Origin of the sequence: Streptomyces sp. NPDC051243 (genome assembly GCF_044455405.1) — a bacterium.
GTDB lineage: Bacteria > Actinomycetota > Actinomycetes > Streptomycetales > Streptomycetaceae > Streptomyces.
On the sequence record NZ_JBITES010000010.1, the window covers coordinates 326,600 to 341,907 of the forward strand.

Sequence of the window (15,308 nt, forward strand, 5' to 3'; positions counted from 1 at the left end):
GCGGAGGTGAACCGGTGAGCTTAGGAACTCATCGCGGCTCGGTCGGACTCACTGCGCAGCACGCAGAACTCGTTGCCTTCGGGATCGGCGAGGACGGCCCAGCCGGAGCCGTCGGGATTCCGGTGATCGGCGACAAAGGTGGCACCCAGGCCCAGCAGGCGTTCCACCTCCTGCTCGCGCGAGGTCTCGGGGCGCAGGCACAGATGGATCCGGTTCTTGTTCTCCTTGGGCTCGGGCACCTGGTTGAAGTGCAGCACCGGGCCCTCCGCCAGCAGCACCTGGGTCTCAGACTCGCCCGGTTTGTCCTCCGGATGCAGTGGACGGCCGGTCACCCGGCTCCAGAACAAGGCCAGTTCATAGGCATCCGCACAGTCGATCGCCACGTTCTGCAATATCGAAACCATGCGCGCGAGCCTGCCCGACTTGCACTTCGGATGCCACCGAGTTCATGGCCGAGGCTGCTGCGTCCCCTGCGGCTTCGGCCCGTCCGGCGTGACGGTCTCGCCCTGGATCACCCGGGGCACGGCCGGATCGTCCTCGTCCTTCATCGCCCTGGCCTCGGCCTTCAGGATGCGTGTCGACTTGCCCGCCGAGCGGGCGAGTTCGGGGAGCTTCTTCGCGCAGAGGACGGCTATGACGACAAGGAGGATGATCGCGAGTTCGCTCAGTCCGAACACGAGGGTCACGTCCCTTCCGGGTGTGCAGGGTGATGAGCCGGCTGCCGGCGCAGGTAGAGCAGCATGTCACGGTTGAGCAGGCCGAGGTTTTACGGGGGCGGAGGTCTGTGGCTAGGGTGCTGGCAATGTTCCGCGCTGACGCCACACCGGTACCTGTCGCCACCGCCGTAACGGAACGACGGCGGCAGCCGCTGCCGTCCGCAGGGGCGGGAGCCAGACGCGTCGAGGCGCGGGACCCCCACCTCGACAACGCCAAGTACCTGGCGATCCTGCTGGTGGCGACGGGACACGCGTGGGAGCCGTTGCGCGAGGGCAGCCGGGCCGTCACCGCCCTGTACACGCTCGTCTACGCCTTCCACATGCCGGTCTTCAGCACGCTGTCCGGCTACTTCTCGCGCGGCTTCGACGGTCGCCCGGAGCGGGTCGGGCGCCTGGTGACGCAGCTCGTTGTCCCGTATGTCATCTTCGAGGTGGCATACACCTGTTTAACCCGGTGGACCTCGCAGGATCCGGACCGGCCGCTCAGCCTGCTGGATCCGCTCTATCTGACGTGGTACCTGGCGGCGCTGTTCGTCTGGCGGCTGACCTCCCCGGTCTGGAGACTCCTGCGGTGGCCGATGCCCCTCGCCCTGGGTCTCGCCATGGCGGCGACCGTCTCGCCGTCCATCGGCGACGACCTCGACCTCCAGCGCGTGCTGCAGTTCCTGCCGTACTTCGTGCTGGGCCTCTCCCTGAAGCCGGAGCACTTCGAGCTGGTGCGCCGCCGCGAGGTGCGCCTCCTCGCCGTGCCGGTCCTCGGCTGCGCGCTCGCCGTGGCGTACTGGGCGGTCCCGCGGATGAACTACGCCTGGTTCTTCCACAGCGACAGCGCACCGCAACTCGGCGTCCCGGCCTGGTGCGGGCCCGTGATGACCCTGGCCACCTTCGGCTGCTCCGTCGTGCTCGTGGCCTGCTTCCTCGCCTGGGTGCCGGGGCGCCGGACGTGGTTCACCGCGCTGGGCGCGGGCACGCTGGGCGGCTATCTGCTGCACGGCTTCGTCGCCCAGCTCGCCGAGTTCCGGGGCTGGTACGACGGCGCCTGGATCCGGCAGCCGGCCGGCGAGGTCACCGTCACGCTGGTGGCGGCGGCGGTCATGACCGCGCTGTGCGCCCCGCCCGTACAGCGGGTCTTCCGCAGGGTGACGGCGCCACGGTCGGCGTACGCCTTGCTGGTGCGGCAGCCGCTGCCGTCCGCAGCAGAACGAACGCCGACAGTGAGAGCACAACGAACGCCCGACGGTGAGAGCAGTAACCCCCGACGCTGAGACCCGCCCGAACGCCGGACGCGCCGATGTGCCTACCGTGGACCCATGACCGCACCGCTGGACGTACTCGTGGTCGGCGCGGGACCGACGGGGCTCGCGCTCGCCGCGCAACTGCGCGCCCACGGCACCGGGTTCCGGATCGTCGACCGCTCCCTGGACCGGGTGCGCGAGTCCCGGGCGCTCGGCATCCAGCCCCGCACTCTGGAGGCGCTGGCCGGCTTCGGCGTGACCGACCTGCTGGTGGCCCGCGGCAACCCCGCGATGCGGCTGAGCCTGCATCTGACCCGGCGCACGGTGTCGATACCGCTCTTCGACATCGGGCTGCCCGACACCCCGTACCCCTTCCTGCTGTTCCTCGCTCAGTCCGAGACGGAGCACGTCCTCGGCGAGCACCTGGCCGCGCGGGACGTGCCGATCGAACGCGGCACCGAGCTGATCGGGCTGGAGCAGCGGGGCCCGCACGTCGTCTGCCGGCTGCGCGCCCGTGACGGCACGGAGGAGACCGTGGCGGCGCGCTACGTCGTCGGCTGCGACGGGGCCCACAGCACCGTGCGCGCCCAGGCGGGCATCGACTTCGAGGGCTACGCCTATCCGCAGACGTATCTCCTCGCCGACCTCGACGTCGACGGGCTGGAGCCGGGCGCCGTGCACTCCTACATGAGCGGGGGCGGGATGCTGTTCTTCTTCCCGCTCGGAACACCGGCACCGTGGCGGATGCTCGCCATGCGACCGTCCGACGCCCCGGACGGCAAGGTGACGCTGCCGCTGCTGCAGGGCATCGCCGACCGGTACGGCGAGCGGGGCCTGGTGCTGCGGGGCCCGGTCTGGATGACCGACTTCCGGCTCCACAACCGCGGTGCCGCCCGCTACCGGTCCGGGTCCTGCTTCCTGGCCGGCGACGCGGCCCACATCCACAGCCCGGCCGGGGCGCAGGGCATGAACACCGGCATCCAGGACGCCCTCAACCTGGGCTGGAAGCTCGCCCTCGTGTGCCGGGGCGCGGCACCGCCGGAGCTGCTGGAGACGTACGGGGCGGAACGGGCACCGGTCGGCCGCGACGTACGGCGCTTCACCGACCGCGCCTTCGTCATCGGCACCAGTCCACATCCCGTCCTCCGCTTCGCGCGCTCGGAACTCGTCCCGCGCCTCGCCCCGCCGGCGATGCGGGCGACGGCACTGCGCGCCTGGGTCTTCCGCACCGCCTCCGAACTCGGCATCCACTACCGCCGCAGCCCCGTCTCGGTGACCGGCCCGCGCCCGCCCCGCCGCGGCCCCCGAGCCGGCGACCGGCTGCCCGACCGGCCCGCGGGCCTCCACGCCCGTACCGCCGCCCCCGGCTGCTGGCATCTGCTCCTGACCGGACCGCCGCACCTCTGGCCGGACCAGCGGATCGCCCCGATCCTGGCCGGCCGGGAGGACCTGATCACCGTGCACCTGCTCGGCGACGGGGGCCCCTGGCCGGGCGTCGTCCAGGGACTCGTACGGCCCGACGGCCACCTCGGCTACGTAGCGCGCGGCGGCGAGCCGGCGGGGCTGCGGGCCTACGTCGACCGCTGGCTGCCCATCGGGCCCGATCGGCCGGCGGGGGTGAACGGCTCGGGGCGTTGATCCGTACCACTCTTCGTGCAGTCACAGCGAGGAAACATCGGCCGCGCCGCGACGGCCGGAAGTCTGGTTCTCCTGCTCCTGTCGTCCACCGCGTGCGCCGGGGGTGAGGACAAGGAGGCCGCGGCGAAGGGCCGTCCGGCGAACGTCGCCGCCACCGTCGCGGGCGTCGTCGCGCCGGCGAAGGTCGAGGTCATCGCCGACCTGACGGGCTGCAAGGTCAAGATCCGGACCGAGGCGGACGAACTGCGCGAGGGTGTCTGCCACACGGAGAAGGGCGACTACCTCATCACCACGTTCCCCGCCGAGAAGTACAAGCTGACCTGGCTGGACGCGGCCTCGGTCTACGGCGGCAAGTACCTGGTGGGCACCCGCTGGGTGGTCAGCGCGAAACCGCAGCTGCTGGAGCAACTCCGCCCTCGGCTGGGCGGAACCGTCCAGCAGCTGCGGGGAACGTCCTAGGCCGTGTCCGCAAAGTCCCGCCTGCCCCGCGACGCGACCTAGGCCAGGGCCTGGCTGACAATTCCCGACGACCCGCCCTGCGCCATGACCACGAAAGTGTCGGTGTGGTCGGCGACGAGCCGCAGGTCATGGCTGACCAGGGCCAGGGACAAGCCAGGAGCGGCTTCCGCATCACGCTCGTCGGCCACTGGCTGATCGGCCTCCCCGCGGCCTGGCTCTTCGGCCGGCTCGCGGGATGGGACACGGTCGGTGTCCGGCTCGGCCTGCTCACCGGCCTCGCCGCCACGGCCGTACTGCTGCTGCGGCGGTACAACAAGGCACTGTCGCTGCGGGGTGGCGCCGAGCAGCCGGTGGTGGTCTGAGGGCGGGGGCCGAGGGTGGTGGTCTGAGGGCCGGGGGCGGAGGGTGGCGGCGCGTGCCGATGGTCACTCGGCCGCGTCGCTGATACCCAGCCGCAGATGCTCCACGTGGTACACGGCCTGGTCGAGCAGCTCGGCGACATGGTGGTCGTGCAGCGCGTACACGACCGAACGGCCGCGCCGCTCACCGACCACCAGACCGAGATTGCGCAGCAGCCGCAGCTGATGCGAGCAGGCGGACTGTTCCATGCCCACCTCGGCCGCCAACTCCGTGGCCGGCAGCGGCCCTTCGCGCAGTCGCGCCAGGATCAGCAGGCGGGAGGGGGTGGAGAGGGCCTGGAGGGTGGTGGCCACCTTGGCGACATTGGCCGCGTCCAGGCGTACGCGCTCGGGGGCGTCCTGCGCGGTGGTGACGGCTCCATGACCCATGACCGGTATCTTACCCGGCACCCTGTCGAACCCATGAGCGATTCTTCATGTGCCGGGTGTCGAGGAGGCGGCTCACCCGCGTGCAGCGATCCGGCACCTCCCAGCACAGCCGAGGTTGATGTCGGATTCTCGCCAGCCCCGTCGCTCACCGTGGCCGATGCTGGACACATGCAGAAGGGGATGCACACCGACACGGAGCGCTGCGTGCGCGCCGTCCAGTCCAAGGACGCCCGCTTCGACGGATGGTTCTTCACGGCGGTCGTCACGACCGGGATCTACTGCCGGCCCAGCTGCCCGGTGGTCCCGCCCAAGCCGGAGAACATGCGCTTCTTTCCGAGCGCGGCCGCCTGCCAACAGGCCGGGTTCCGGGCCTGCAAGCGCTGCCGCCCCGACACCAGCCCCGGCTCCCCGGAGTGGAACCAGCGCGCCGACCTCGTGGCCCGCGCGATGCGCCTGATCGCCGACGGGGTCGTGGACCGCGAGGGCGTACCGGGCCTCGCCGCCCGGCTCGGCTACAGCACCCGGCAGGTCGAACGCCAGCTCCTCGCCGAACTCGGCGCGGGCCCGCTCGCCCTGGCCCGCGCCCAGCGCGCCCAGGCGGCCCGCCTGCTCATCGAGACGACGCCCCTGCCGATGGCGGACATCGCCTTCGCGGCCGGCTTCGCCTCCATCCGCACCTTCAACGACACCGTGCGCGAGGTCTTCGCGCTCTCCCCGACCGACCTGCGCGCCCGCGCACCCCGCAGCGCCCCGGGCAACACCGCCGGCGCCCTGACCCTGCGCCTGCCGTTCCGTGCCCCCCTCAACCCGGACAACCTCTTCGGCCACCTCGCGGCGACCGCCGTCCCGGGAGTCGAGGAGTGGCGGGACGGCGCGTACCGGCGCACGCTCAGACTGCCGTACGGCCACGGCATCGTGTCGCTGTCACCCCAGCCCGACCACATCGCCTGCCGCCTCACCCTCAGCGACCTGCGCGATCTGACCGTCGCGATCAGCCGGTGCCGCAGGATGCTCGACCTCGACGCCGATCCGGTGGCGATCGACGACCAGTTGCGCACGGATCCGCTGCTGGCACCCCTGGTCGACAAGGCGCCCGGGCGCCGGGTCCCGCGTACGGTCGACGAGGCCGAGTTCGCTGTACGGGCCGTCCTCGGCCAGCAGGTCTCCACGGCGGCCGCCCGCACCCACGCGGCCCGCCTGGTCACCGCCCACGGCGAGCCGGTCGACGACCCCGAGGGCGGCCTCACCCACCTCTTCCCGGCGCCCGCGGCGCTGGCCTCGGTGGACCCGGAGTCCCTGGCGATGCCCCGCACCCGCCGCACGACCTTCACCACCCTGGTACGCGGGCTCGCCGACGGCGAGGTGCGCCTGGGCCCGGACAGCGACTGGCCGCAGACCCGGGCCAGGCTCCTGGAGTTGCCGGGCTTCGGGCCCTGGACGGTCGACGTCATCGCGATGCGCGCCCTCGGCGACCCCGACGCCTTCCTCCCCACCGACCTAGGAATCCGCCGGGCCGCCCAGGAACTGGGCCTGCCGTCCACTCCGGCGGCCCTCACGGCCCGGGCGGCGGCCTGGCGCCCCTGGCGGGCGTACGCCGTCCAGTACCTGTGGGCGACGGACAGCCACCCGATCAACTTCCTCCCCGTGTAAGGAAAGCCAGTGAAACAGCACACCGTGATCGACAGCCCCTACGGCCCGCTCACCCTCGTCGCCGAGGACGGCGTCCTGTGCGGCCTCTACATGACCGACCAGCGCCACCGCCCACCCGAGGAGACCTTCGGCACCCGTGACGAGTCCCTCTTCGAGGAGGCCGAGGAGCAGCTGGCGGCCTACTTCGCGGGCGAGTTGAAGGAGTTCACCCTCGAACTGCGCCTGAACGGCACCGAGTTCCAGTGCCGGGTCTGGGAGCAGCTGCGCCGGATCCCCTACGGCGAGACCCGCTCGTACGGCGACCTCGCCGACGCCCTCGGCAACCCCGGCGCCTCCCGCGCGGTCGGCCTCGCCAACGGCAAGAACCCGATCGGCATCATCGTCCCCTGCCACCGGGTCGTCGGCGCGAACGGCGGCCTGACCGGATACGGCGGTGGCCTGGACCGCAAACAGCGGCTACTGGACTTCGAGAGCGCGGCGGCGCTGTTCTAGACCGCGTTCGTCCGGACGGCCCTGCTCCGTCACGTGCCATGCGGAACTCGTTCCGCCGCCCATCGAATTGCTCGCTTCGGTGGCTCGCCGCCAAGGGACGGGGCAGCAGACATTCGGCCGTACGAATGGTTGGTTCGGTGAACGGTTTTTCACAAGAATCGCCAGGGAACTGTGGCGGCGACCTGTTGTACCAGACAAGGCGGAAGTCATGCGTGCACGTAGAGCCCTGGCCATCGCGATCACCACCCCTGTCCTGCTCGCCGCCATCGGAACGACCGGTGCGTCCGCGGCAACTCCGCAAAAGTCAGCCGCTGATGACCCGATCGCCAGGACCGAGCCCACCAATGTCGGCATGCGCGGCCAAGCCGGCGCATCAGAAGAGGACGAAATGAGGCCGGAAGAAGGCCTCGTCTACAGATTCGCAAGCCAACTCGTGGGCCGCTTCGCCCCGGGCAAGACCAGCTACTCGGACGCCGGATCCAAAGAAAGGTTCTGAGAACACGGTCTGAGAACGGTCGGAGAGCACAGTCTCAGAACACGGTCTGAGAGCACGCTCCGAGAGCACAATGAGGTCCCGGCAAGCCCGCATACTCGCCGGGACCTTCTCTAGTCGCCCAGCCCGCGCAGCAGTTTCGGCAGCGCGGTGCCGATCGGTTCGCGGATCACCTCGTCGGCGCGGTCGTCGTACGGCGTCGGCTCGGCGTTGACGATGATCAGCCGTGCCCCGTGTTCGGCGGCGACACCCGCGAGACCCGCGGCGGGCTGGACCTGCAGACTCGTGCCGACCGCGATGAACACCTGGCACGCCTTGGTGATCGCGACCGCCTCACCGAGGACCACCGGATCGAGCCGTTCGCCGAACATCACCGTCGCCGATTTCAGGATCCCGCCGCACTCCAGGCAGGGCGGATCCTCCTCACCGGCCTCGACCCGCGCGAGGGCGTCCTCCATCGGCCCGCGCGCATGGCACTTCGTGCAGAGCACACTCCGCGCGCTGCCGTGCAGTTCGAGCACCTTGCGGGAAGGCATCCCGGCGAGCTGGTGCAGCCCGTCCACGTTCTGCGTGATCACCCGCACCGGCACTCCGGACCGCTCCAGCTCGGCCACCGCGATGTGCGCGGCGTTCGGTTCGGCCTGCAGGGTCCGGTTCTTCCGCCGCATCTGCCAGGAACGCCGCCGGATCTCCGGATCGCCCATGTAGTACTCGTACGTCACAAGCTTCTCGGCCTCCGGATCCCGCCGCCACAGGCCGTTCGGCCCGCGGTAGTCGGGGATGCCGGAGTCGGTGGAGATACCGGCGCCGCTCAGGAGGGCGACGAGGGGCTTGGTCATGGTGCCGAGGGTAGGACGGGCGCCTTGACCGCGGCGAACGGATATCCGACCGACGGAGCAGTGCACGCCGTGGAACGCTTCGTCCGCGACTGCATCGAACGCGGCCACCGGACCGAGGCGCGGGTCGCCGAACGCGACGAGGCACTGCGCGAGCCGGACGCGAAGCCCCGGGACGCCGAGGGCTGACCCTGTCCCCGGTCAGCTCACGCGGTGACCGTTCTCCAGCTCCACCGTCCCCGCCCCGTCCGCCAGCACCGCCAGCCCGGCCAGGACGCGGCGGCCCAGGGCGTCGGGCAGGTACTCCGGGACGTCCCGCGGCTCCACGAGCCGCCAGGACAGCAGCTCCTCCTCCTGCAACCGGATCGCCTTCAAGTCGTCCTCGCCGAGCACCCCGCCGTCGTACAGGTACGCCACCAGCGGCGGGCGTCCCGCCCCGTGCACCCAGTCCACCGCGAGCAGCCGGCCCGGCTCCCGGTCCAGGCCGATCTCCTCGGCCGTCTCGCGGCGCGCGCCCTGGCGCGGCGTCTCGCCGTCGTCGGACTCGATCGTGCCGCCCGGCAGCGCCCAGCCCTCACGGTAGTTGGGCTCCACGAGCAGCACCCGCCCCTCGGCGTCACGGAAGAGGGCGGCCGCACCGGCGAGAACGCGGGGGAGAGAGGCGATGTACGCGGCGAAGTCTGGCGTCGTCGTCATTGGGGAAGGGTAACCAGCCCCCACGAGCACACCTCGGGGCGTCCGCCCCGCTCGGAGAAGCACAAGCCCGGCTCGGAGAAGCGGAGACCGGGCTCGGGGCGGCGCGTGCCCGGCTGGGTGACCGTTGCCCTGCTCGGGACGGCGCGCGGGCCGCGGAGCGGCCGATGTTCCACCTGGAGGAGGCCGAGGTTCCCCCTCGGGAAGGCGCATGAGCGCTCAAAAGCCGACGCCCACGCCCTCCTCCGCGCAGCGCACGCGTCCACGAAGCGCCGGCGGGGGCCGGCCGTGCACCACCCGATCGCCGCGCCATACGCCCCCTGCGCGGCCCCGCCGGCCAGGGCACGGCCGCGCGCCCCGGCCACCACCCAGCCCCCCCCGCTAGACCTCCGCCTCCGCCAGCCGCACAGTCCGCTCCGCCAGGTCGCTGATCCGCGCCCCGTCGAAACCGAACACCGCACTGCGCACGGTGTCGTCCAGTGGCGCCGTCCACTGGTCCGGGATCGCCGCCGCCCCGGTCAGCACTCCCGCCACCGAACCGGCGGTCGCCCCGTTGGAGTCGGTGTCCAGACCGCCGCGCACGGTGAGCGTGATGGTGCGGGTGAAGTCGCCGTCGCCGTACAGCAGCCCGGCCGTGAGCACGGCGGCGTTCGGGATGGTGTGGATCCAGCCGAGCCCCACGGTCTCCTCGGTGACCGTGGTGAGGGTGTCCTCCCAGGTCATCCGGGTGTCGTGGAGCGAGACGACGCGGCGTACGGTGCGCGCGAGACGGCTGCTCGCCGGGATGACCGCGAGCGCCCGGTCGATCGCCTGGCGGATCGTGGGCGCCGTGAAAGCCGCCGAGATCAGCGCCGCCGCCCACATCGCGCCGTACACCCCGTTGCCGGTGTGCGACAGCACCGCGTCCCGGCGGGCGAGCGACGCCGCGCGGCTCGGGGCGCCCGGGCAGGTCCAGCCGTAGATGTCGGCGCGGATGAGGGCGCCGATCCACTCCTGGTACGGGTTGTCGTACGTCGCGGTGAGCGGCGGCTTCAGACCGTTCGCGAGGTTGCGGTACGCCGCCCGCTCCGCCGTGAAGGTCTGCAGATACGGCAGCCGCAGCAGCCACAGGTCTCCCACCTGCTCGGTGCTGAAGCCGAAGCCGTGGGTCTCCAGCAGGTCCAGGCCGAGGATGGCGTAGTCGACGTCGTCGTCGCGGCAGCTGCCGTGGATCCGGCCGCGTACGCACTGCCGCCACTCGGGGCGCAGCTCGAAGCCGTCGTCCTCGGCGATCGGCTCGGGGAGATAGTCGGTCAGGGGCAGGGCCTCGGCCTGCCGCAGATATCGGTCGATACGGTCCCGCGTCCACAGGTCGCCCTGCTCGACCGGCTTGCCGAGCATGTTGCCCGCGATCCGGCCGAGCCAGCCCCCGAGGATGCGGTCGGCGAGCTCTGGCTCAGTGCCCACAGGGGTCATAGGACCGGTTTACCCAATTCCGGACCCGTCCGCTCTGTTTCGGGACCCCGGCACAGGGAGTTCGCAGCACGCTCCCATGCCCTTCCCGCGTGGTTCCCACGCGGTTCTCAAGGTCCGGTCAGCGCATGACGGCGGGGGTGTACTCCGGTTAAGGTCGCAGCGGCGCGACTGGCCCGACGTGCGCGGGCCCGGAGAGCAAGGGGAAGACAAGGTGGCGGACGCTGCAGTGAACAGTGCCCACAGGGTGCTCATCGCCGCGGACAAGTTCAAGGGCTCGCTCACGGCCGTGCAGGTCGCCGAGCGGGTGACGGCCGGTCTGCGCCGGGTCGTGCCCGGCCTCGCGGTCGAGGCCATGCCCGTGGCCGACGGCGGCGACGGCACGGTGGACGCGGCGGTCGCGGCCGGCTTCGAGCGGCGCGAGGTACGGGTCGCCGGGCCCCTCGGTGACGAGGTGACGGCGGCGTTCGCGCTGCGCGGCGACACGGCGGTCGTGGAGATGGCGGAGGCGAGCGGCCTGCAGCGGCTGCCCGCGGGCGTCTTCGCACCGCTCACGGCATCCACGTACGGCTCCGGGGAGCTCCTGCGGGCCGCGCTGGACGCAGGTGCCCGCACGATCGTCTTCGGCGTCGGGGGCAGCGCCACCACCGACGGCGGCGCCGGGATGCTGACCGCGCTGGGCGCGCGCTTCCTGGACGCGGACGGGGAGCCGGTGGCGCCGGGCGGCGGAAGCCTGGGCGATCTGGCCACCGCCGACCTGTCGGGCCTCGACCCGCGCCTCGACTCCGTCGAACTGGTGCTCGCCAGCGACGTCGACAACCCGCTGACCGGTCCGAAGGGCGCCCCGGCGGTGTACGGCCCGCAGAAGGGCGCCTCGCCGGACGACGTGGAGACGCTGGACGTGGCGCTCGCGCACTACGCGAAGGTGCTGGCGGGGTCGGTCGGCCCCGAGGCGGCCGAGCACGCCGCCGCGCCCGGCGCCGGCGCCGCGGGCGGCATCGGATACGGCGCACTCCTCCTCGGCGCGCGCTTCCGCCCCGGCATCGAGGTCATGCTGGACGTCCTGGGCTTCGCGCCCGCGCTGGAGCGGGCGACGCTGGTCATCACCGGCGAGGGCTCCCTGGACGAGCAGACCTTGCACGGCAAGGCACCGGCGGGTGTCGCGGCCGCCGCCCGTGCGGCGGACAAGGAGGTCGTCGCGGTCTGCGGCCGCCTCGCGCTGGCGCCGGAGGCGCTGGGCCGGGCCGGCATCCGGCGGGCGTACCCGCTGACGGAGGTCGAGCCGGACGTCGCGAAGTGCATCGCGGACGCGGGGCCGATCCTGGAGCGGGTGGCGGAGCGGATCGCTCGGGACTTCCTGGCCTGAGGCCGGGTTCTTCCCGCCCCCGCCGCCCCGGACCGACAACGCCGAAGGGGCCCCGAGCCGATCAGCTCGGGGCCCCTTCACCGTCGTGGAACCGCTACGGCAGCTGCGCCGCCCGCGCCTCGCGCCGGTTGTCGCGGAAGTTGTTCACCCGGCGGGCCGTGGCGAACAGCGGGATCACCGCGCCCATCACCAGCTGCAGCGCGCAGCCCGTCTGGAGCAGCAGCTGGCCGCTGGGGGCGCCGAAGGCCCAGGCGGCCAGGAGACCCATCGCCAGGACGATCCAGGAGAGCATCGCCACTGCGAGGCGGCCCCGCGGCTTCGGGTACTCGACCCGGCTCACCATCAGCCACGCCGTGCCCACGATCGCCAGCAGCGTCGCCACGAAGGGCAGCTCGAGCAGCACGATCGCGACGACCGTCAGCGCTCCGAACGGCGACGGCATCCCCTGGAACATGCCGTTCGGCGGCGTCACACAGGAGAATCTCGCGAGCCGGAGCACCACCGCCAGCAGCACGACGATCGCCCCGACCGCCGCCACCCGCTGGTGTGCGTCGTTGGCGACCATGCCGTAGACCAGGACGAAGTACGCCGGCGCCAGGCCGAAGCTGATCAGGTCGGAGAGGTTGTCCAGCTCCGCGCCCATGGGGGAGGAGCGCAGCTTGCGCGCCACCAGGCCGTCGAACAGGTCGAAGACCGCCGCGCACAGCATCAGGATGACCGCCGTGGCCGCGCTGTGGCGGGCCATGCCGGTTTCCTCGCTGCCGGTGATGTGCGGGATCAGGATGCCGGTGGTGGTGAAGTACACCGCCATGAAGCCGCACGTGGCGTTGCCGAGGGTGAGGGTGTCCGCTATCGACAGGCGAAGAGAAAGAGGCATCTCCTCCTCTTCGTCGACCTCGTCGGCCTCGGGCACCCAGCCCGGCTGTGCCTCAGGATCAATCACGGTCAATGCGAGTCACCCCAGCCACGGTCTTCTGCCCGACCTCGACCGCGACCTCCACGCCCTCGGGCAGGTAGATGTCGACACGCGAGCCGAAGCGGATCAGACCGATGCGGTCGCCCTGCTCGACCTTCGTGCCCTGCGGGATGTAGGGGACGATACGGCGGGCCACCGCGCCGGCGATCTGGATCATCTCGATGTCGCCGAGCTCGGTGTCGAAGTGCCAGACGACGCGCTCGTTGTTCTCGCTCTCCTTGTTGAACGCCGGGACGAACCCGCCCGGGATGTGCTCCACGGAGGTGACCGTGCCGGAGAGCGGCGCACGGTTGACGTGGACGTTCAGCGGGCTCATGAAGATCGCGACGCGGGTGCGGCCGTCCTTCCACGGCATGATGCTCTGCACCACACCGTCGGCGGGCGAGATGACCCGGCCCTGGGCGATCTCGCGCTCGGGGTCGCGGAAGAACCACAGCATGCCCGCCGCGAGAGCGGTGGCGGGCACGGCGACGGCCTTGGCGACGCCGGAGCGGCGTGCGCGCAGCAGGCTGACGGCTGCGGTGGCGACGGTCGGGAGAAGCCACGGCGATGCTCCGCGCGCGAGGCGTACGCCGCCGACCTGGCTGTCGCGTGGTGCAGAGGTTTGGCTGTGGGGCATGGATGACCTTCGTAGCGGATGATGCCGCGCGGTATCAGGGGACGGCGGCTTTCCCGGGATCGTACCGGTCGCGGGCCACAACTGGGCAAGCCAGGAAGCCGAGTCGGCCGCCGAAGAGTGTTGACGGGGTGTGATCTTCTTCTCCAAGAAAACACCCCGTATCCGGACAATCAGCCCTGGAATCGATACTCTTCGAGCAGCCTGCGACCGATGATCATTTTTTGGATCTCGGCAGTACCTTCACCGATCAGCAGCATCGGAGCCTCACGGTAGAGGCGCTCGATCTCGTACTCCTTGGAGAAGCCGTAGCCGCCGTGGATCCGGAAGGCGTCCTCCACGACCTCCTTGCAGTACTCGGAGGCGAGGTACTTCGCCATCCCTGCCTCGAGGTCGTTACGTTCCCCGGAGTCCTTTTTGCGTGCCGCGTTCACCATCATGGCATGCGCCGCCTCGACCTTGGTAGCCATCTCGGCCAGCTTGAACTGGATGGCCTGGTGCTGGGCGATCGGCTTGCCGAAGGTGTGACGCTGCTGGGCGTACTGGACACCGAGTTCGAACGCACGCTGAGCGACGCCACAGCCACGTGCCGCCACATTGACGCGGCCGACCTCCACGCCGTCCATCATCTGGTAAAAACCTCGGCCGGTGACGCCGCCGAGCACCCGATTGGCCGGAATTCGCAGGCCGTCCATGATGAGCTCGGTCGTGTCGACGCCCTTGTAGCCCATCTTGTCGATCTTGCCGGGGATGGTGAGGCCGGGGCGGACCTCTCCGAAGCCGGGCTCCTTCTCGACGAGGAAGGTCGTCATCGACTTGTGGGGCGCGGTGCCCTCGGGGTGTCCTTCGTCACTTCTGACGAGGACGGCGACCAGAGACGACGTTCCGCCGTTCGTCAGCCACATCTTCTGGCCGTTCAGGACGTACTCCTCGCCGTCCTTCACCGCCTTCGACGTGATGGCCGACACATCGGAGCCCAGGCCCGGCTCGGACATCGAGAAGGCGCCGCGGATGTCGCCGGCCGCCATGCGCGGCAGGAAGTGGTCCTTCTGCTCCTGCGTGCCGTGCTGCTTGAGCATGTACGCCACGATGAAGTGCGTGTTGATGATGCCGGAGACCGACATCCAGCCGCGCGCGATCTCCTCGACGCACAGGGCGTACGTCAGGAGGGACTCGCCCAGACCGCCGTACTCCTCGGGGATCATCAGGCCGAACAGGCCCAGCTCCTTGAGGCCGTCGACGATCTGCTGCGGGTACTCGTCGCGGTGCTCCAGCTCGGTCGCGACCGGGATGATCTCCTTGTCCACGAAGTCGCGGACGGTGGACAAGATCTCCTGCTGGATGTCCGTCAGACCGGCGGTCTGGGCGAGTCGCGCCATGGCTACTTCTCCTGCTGCTTCAGCTCGGGGCGGCCGGGCTGCTCGCCGCCGCGCTCCTTGATGTACGTCTCGGTGGGCACCATCACCTTGCGGCGGAACACGCAGACCAGCGTGCCGTCCTGCTTGTAGCCCTTGGTCTCGACGTAGACGATGCCGCGGTCGTTCTTCGACTTCGACGGCCACTTGTCGAGCACGGTCGTCTCGCCGTAGATCGTGTCGCCGTGGAAGGTCGGCGCCACGTGCTTGAGCGACTCGATCTCCAGGTTGGCGATCGCCTTGCCGGAGATGTCCGGCACGCTCATGCCGAGCAGCAGCGAGTAGATGTAGTTGCCGACGACGACGTTCTTGCCGAAGTCCGTCGTCTTCTCCGCATAGTTGGTGTCCATGTGGAGCGGGTGGTGGTTCATGGTGAGGAGACAGAACAGGTGGTCGTCGTACTCGGTGACCGTCTTGCCCGGCCAGTGCTTGTACGTCGCCCCGACCTCGAACTCCTCGTAGGTACGTCCGAACTGCATGCGC

At 70.9% G+C, this 15,308-nt stretch carries 19 protein-coding genes; 9 read left to right on the forward strand and 10 right to left on the reverse strand.

The features are described from left to right. Nucleotides 1–20 precede the first annotated feature (20 nt). Complete coding sequence (locus tag ACIBAG_RS26555) at nucleotides 21–404, reverse strand: VOC family protein (RefSeq protein WP_399108136.1); 384 nt, start codon at nucleotides 402–404, stop codon at nucleotides 21–23. Nucleotides 405–446: 42 nt separating this feature from the next. Further along, on the reverse strand, nucleotides 447–677 hold the full coding sequence (locus tag ACIBAG_RS26560; RefSeq protein ID WP_399108322.1) for a twin-arginine translocase TatA/TatE family subunit: 231 nt from the start codon (nucleotides 675–677) through the stop codon (nucleotides 447–449). A 125-nt stretch (nucleotides 678–802) separates the two neighbouring features. Between ACIBAG_RS26560 and ACIBAG_RS26565 the strand changes: the two genes are divergently transcribed. The 4 genes from ACIBAG_RS26565 to ACIBAG_RS26580 all read left to right on the forward strand — a co-directional run bounded on the left by ACIBAG_RS26565 (nucleotide 803) and on the right by ACIBAG_RS26580 (nucleotide 4,410). Continuing rightward, nucleotides 803–1,981, forward strand: a complete 1,179-nt coding sequence (locus ACIBAG_RS26565) for an acyltransferase family protein (protein WP_399108137.1) — start codon at nucleotides 803–805, stop codon at nucleotides 1,979–1,981. A gap of 45 nt (nucleotides 1,982–2,026) precedes the next feature. Further along, the gene (locus tag ACIBAG_RS26570; RefSeq protein ID WP_399108138.1) at nucleotides 2,027–3,589 is read left to right on the forward strand and encodes an FAD-dependent monooxygenase; all 1,563 of its coding nucleotides are present in this window, start codon (nucleotides 2,027–2,029) and stop codon (nucleotides 3,587–3,589) included. A gap of 15 nt (nucleotides 3,590–3,604) precedes the next feature. Continuing rightward, nucleotides 3,605–4,048, forward strand: a complete 444-nt coding sequence (locus tag ACIBAG_RS26575; protein ID WP_399108140.1) for a hypothetical protein — start codon at nucleotides 3,605–3,607, stop codon at nucleotides 4,046–4,048. Between the two features lie 128 nt (nucleotides 4,049–4,176). Beyond that, nucleotides 4,177–4,410: a hypothetical protein gene (locus ACIBAG_RS26580; RefSeq protein WP_399108141.1), complete on the forward strand. Its 234-nt coding sequence runs from the start codon at nucleotides 4,177–4,179 to the stop codon at nucleotides 4,408–4,410. A gap of 63 nt (nucleotides 4,411–4,473) precedes the next feature. Here ACIBAG_RS26580 and ACIBAG_RS26585 read toward each other — a convergent pair whose 3' ends face one another. Next, on the reverse strand, nucleotides 4,474–4,836 hold the full coding sequence (locus ACIBAG_RS26585; RefSeq protein WP_217212654.1) for a metalloregulator ArsR/SmtB family transcription factor: 363 nt from the start codon (nucleotides 4,834–4,836) through the stop codon (nucleotides 4,474–4,476). A gap of 180 nt (nucleotides 4,837–5,016) precedes the next feature. Between ACIBAG_RS26585 and ACIBAG_RS26590 the strand changes: the two genes are divergently transcribed. The 3 genes from ACIBAG_RS26590 (at nucleotide 5,017) to ACIBAG_RS26600 (ending at nucleotide 7,474) form a co-directional block, all read left to right on the forward strand. Beyond that, on the forward strand, nucleotides 5,017–6,486 hold the full coding sequence (locus ACIBAG_RS26590) for an AlkA N-terminal domain-containing protein (protein WP_399108324.1): 1,470 nt from the start codon (nucleotides 5,017–5,019) through the stop codon (nucleotides 6,484–6,486). Between the two features lie 9 nt (nucleotides 6,487–6,495). After that, nucleotides 6,496–6,978 carry a methylated-DNA--[protein]-cysteine S-methyltransferase gene (locus ACIBAG_RS26595; protein ID WP_399108143.1) on the forward strand — a complete coding sequence of 161 codons (483 nt, stop codon included), beginning with the start codon at nucleotides 6,496–6,498 and terminating at the stop codon, nucleotides 6,976–6,978. Nucleotides 6,979–7,186: 208 nt separating this feature from the next. Next, the gene (locus tag ACIBAG_RS26600; protein WP_399108145.1) at nucleotides 7,187–7,474 is read left to right on the forward strand and encodes a hypothetical protein; all 288 of its coding nucleotides are present in this window, start codon (nucleotides 7,187–7,189) and stop codon (nucleotides 7,472–7,474) included. A gap of 110 nt (nucleotides 7,475–7,584) precedes the next feature. Here the strand turns inward: ACIBAG_RS26600 and ACIBAG_RS26605 are convergent, their stop codons facing one another. Then, nucleotides 7,585–8,310 carry an SIR2 family NAD-dependent protein deacylase gene (locus ACIBAG_RS26605; RefSeq protein ID WP_399108147.1) on the reverse strand — a complete coding sequence of 242 codons (726 nt, stop codon included), beginning with the start codon at nucleotides 8,308–8,310 and terminating at the stop codon, nucleotides 7,585–7,587. 24 nt (nucleotides 8,311–8,334) lie between these two features. Between ACIBAG_RS26605 and ACIBAG_RS26610 the strand changes: the two genes are divergently transcribed. Next, nucleotides 8,335–8,496, forward strand: coding sequence for a DUF2191 domain-containing protein (locus ACIBAG_RS26610; RefSeq protein ID WP_399108149.1), 162 nt, complete (start codon nucleotides 8,335–8,337; stop codon nucleotides 8,494–8,496). 12 nt (nucleotides 8,497–8,508) lie between these two features. On the opposite strand, the gene ACIBAG_RS26615 is transcribed toward ACIBAG_RS26610, so the two are convergent. Both ACIBAG_RS26615 and ACIBAG_RS26620 read right to left on the reverse strand, forming a co-directional pair. Then, nucleotides 8,509–9,003, reverse strand: a complete 495-nt coding sequence (locus ACIBAG_RS26615) for an NUDIX domain-containing protein (RefSeq protein ID WP_399108151.1) — start codon at nucleotides 9,001–9,003, stop codon at nucleotides 8,509–8,511. Nucleotides 9,004–9,381: 378 nt separating this feature from the next. Beyond that, nucleotides 9,382–10,455 carry an ADP-ribosylglycohydrolase family protein gene (locus ACIBAG_RS26620; RefSeq protein ID WP_399108153.1) on the reverse strand — a complete coding sequence of 358 codons (1,074 nt, stop codon included), beginning with the start codon at nucleotides 10,453–10,455 and terminating at the stop codon, nucleotides 9,382–9,384. 226 nt (nucleotides 10,456–10,681) lie between these two features. Between ACIBAG_RS26620 and ACIBAG_RS26625 the strand changes: the two genes are divergently transcribed. Continuing rightward, nucleotides 10,682–11,818 (forward strand): glycerate kinase, encoded by a 1,137-nt coding sequence (locus ACIBAG_RS26625; protein WP_399108154.1) that lies wholly within the window; start codon nucleotides 10,682–10,684, stop codon nucleotides 11,816–11,818. A 94-nt stretch (nucleotides 11,819–11,912) separates the two neighbouring features. Here the strand turns inward: ACIBAG_RS26625 and pssA are convergent, their stop codons facing one another. From pssA to ACIBAG_RS26645, 4 genes are all read right to left on the reverse strand, one after another. Next, on the reverse strand, nucleotides 11,913–12,731 hold the full coding sequence (gene pssA / locus ACIBAG_RS26630) for a CDP-diacylglycerol--serine O-phosphatidyltransferase (RefSeq protein ID WP_399108326.1): 819 nt from the start codon (nucleotides 12,729–12,731) through the stop codon (nucleotides 11,913–11,915). A gap of 22 nt (nucleotides 12,732–12,753) precedes the next feature. Continuing rightward, the gene (locus tag ACIBAG_RS26635) at nucleotides 12,754–13,413 is read right to left on the reverse strand and encodes a phosphatidylserine decarboxylase (protein ID WP_003996602.1); all 660 of its coding nucleotides are present in this window, start codon (nucleotides 13,411–13,413) and stop codon (nucleotides 12,754–12,756) included. A 170-nt stretch (nucleotides 13,414–13,583) separates the two neighbouring features. Then, on the reverse strand, nucleotides 13,584–14,789 hold the full coding sequence (locus ACIBAG_RS26640; RefSeq protein ID WP_031475707.1) for an acyl-CoA dehydrogenase family protein: 1,206 nt from the start codon (nucleotides 14,787–14,789) through the stop codon (nucleotides 13,584–13,586). 2 nt (nucleotides 14,790–14,791) lie between these two features. After that, the gene (locus tag ACIBAG_RS26645) at nucleotides 14,792–15,304 is read right to left on the reverse strand and encodes a MaoC family dehydratase (protein WP_019757884.1); all 513 of its coding nucleotides are present in this window, start codon (nucleotides 15,302–15,304) and stop codon (nucleotides 14,792–14,794) included. Between the last annotated feature and the right edge of the window lie 4 nt (nucleotides 15,305–15,308).

Bases quoted from the DNA above. Each gene is read 5' to 3' on its own strand.
- ACIBAG_RS26555 (WP_399108136.1), bottom strand. From the start codon at position 404: ATGGTTTCGATATTGCAGAACGTGGCGATCGACTGTGCGGATGCCTAT.
- ACIBAG_RS26565 (WP_399108137.1), top strand. From the start codon at position 803: ATGTTCCGCGCTGACGCCACACCGGTACCTGTCGCCACCGCCGTAACG.
- ACIBAG_RS26570 (WP_399108138.1), top strand. From the start codon at position 2,027: ATGACCGCACCGCTGGACGTACTCGTGGTCGGCGCGGGACCGACGGGG.
- ACIBAG_RS26580 (WP_399108141.1), top strand. From the start codon at position 4,177: ATGGCTGACCAGGGCCAGGGACAAGCCAGGAGCGGCTTCCGCATCACG.
- ACIBAG_RS26585 (WP_217212654.1), bottom strand. From the start codon at position 4,836: ATGGGTCATGGAGCCGTCACCACCGCGCAGGACGCCCCCGAGCGCGTA.
- ACIBAG_RS26590 (WP_399108324.1), top strand. From the start codon at position 5,017: ATGCACACCGACACGGAGCGCTGCGTGCGCGCCGTCCAGTCCAAGGAC.
- ACIBAG_RS26600 (WP_399108145.1), top strand. From the start codon at position 7,187: ATGCGTGCACGTAGAGCCCTGGCCATCGCGATCACCACCCCTGTCCTG.
- ACIBAG_RS26605 (WP_399108147.1), bottom strand. From the start codon at position 8,310: ATGACCAAGCCCCTCGTCGCCCTCCTGAGCGGCGCCGGTATCTCCACC.
- ACIBAG_RS26615 (WP_399108151.1), bottom strand. From the start codon at position 9,003: ATGACGACGACGCCAGACTTCGCCGCGTACATCGCCTCTCTCCCCCGC.
- ACIBAG_RS26620 (WP_399108153.1), bottom strand. From the start codon at position 10,455: ATGACCCCTGTGGGCACTGAGCCAGAGCTCGCCGACCGCATCCTCGGG.
- ACIBAG_RS26635 (WP_003996602.1), bottom strand. From the start codon at position 13,413: ATGCCCCACAGCCAAACCTCTGCACCACGCGACAGCCAGGTCGGCGGC.
- ACIBAG_RS26640 (WP_031475707.1), bottom strand. From the start codon at position 14,789: ATGGCGCGACTCGCCCAGACCGCCGGTCTGACGGACATCCAGCAGGAG.
- ACIBAG_RS26645 (WP_019757884.1), bottom strand. From the start codon at position 15,304: ATGCAGTTCGGACGTACCTACGAGGAGTTCGAGGTCGGGGCGACGTAC.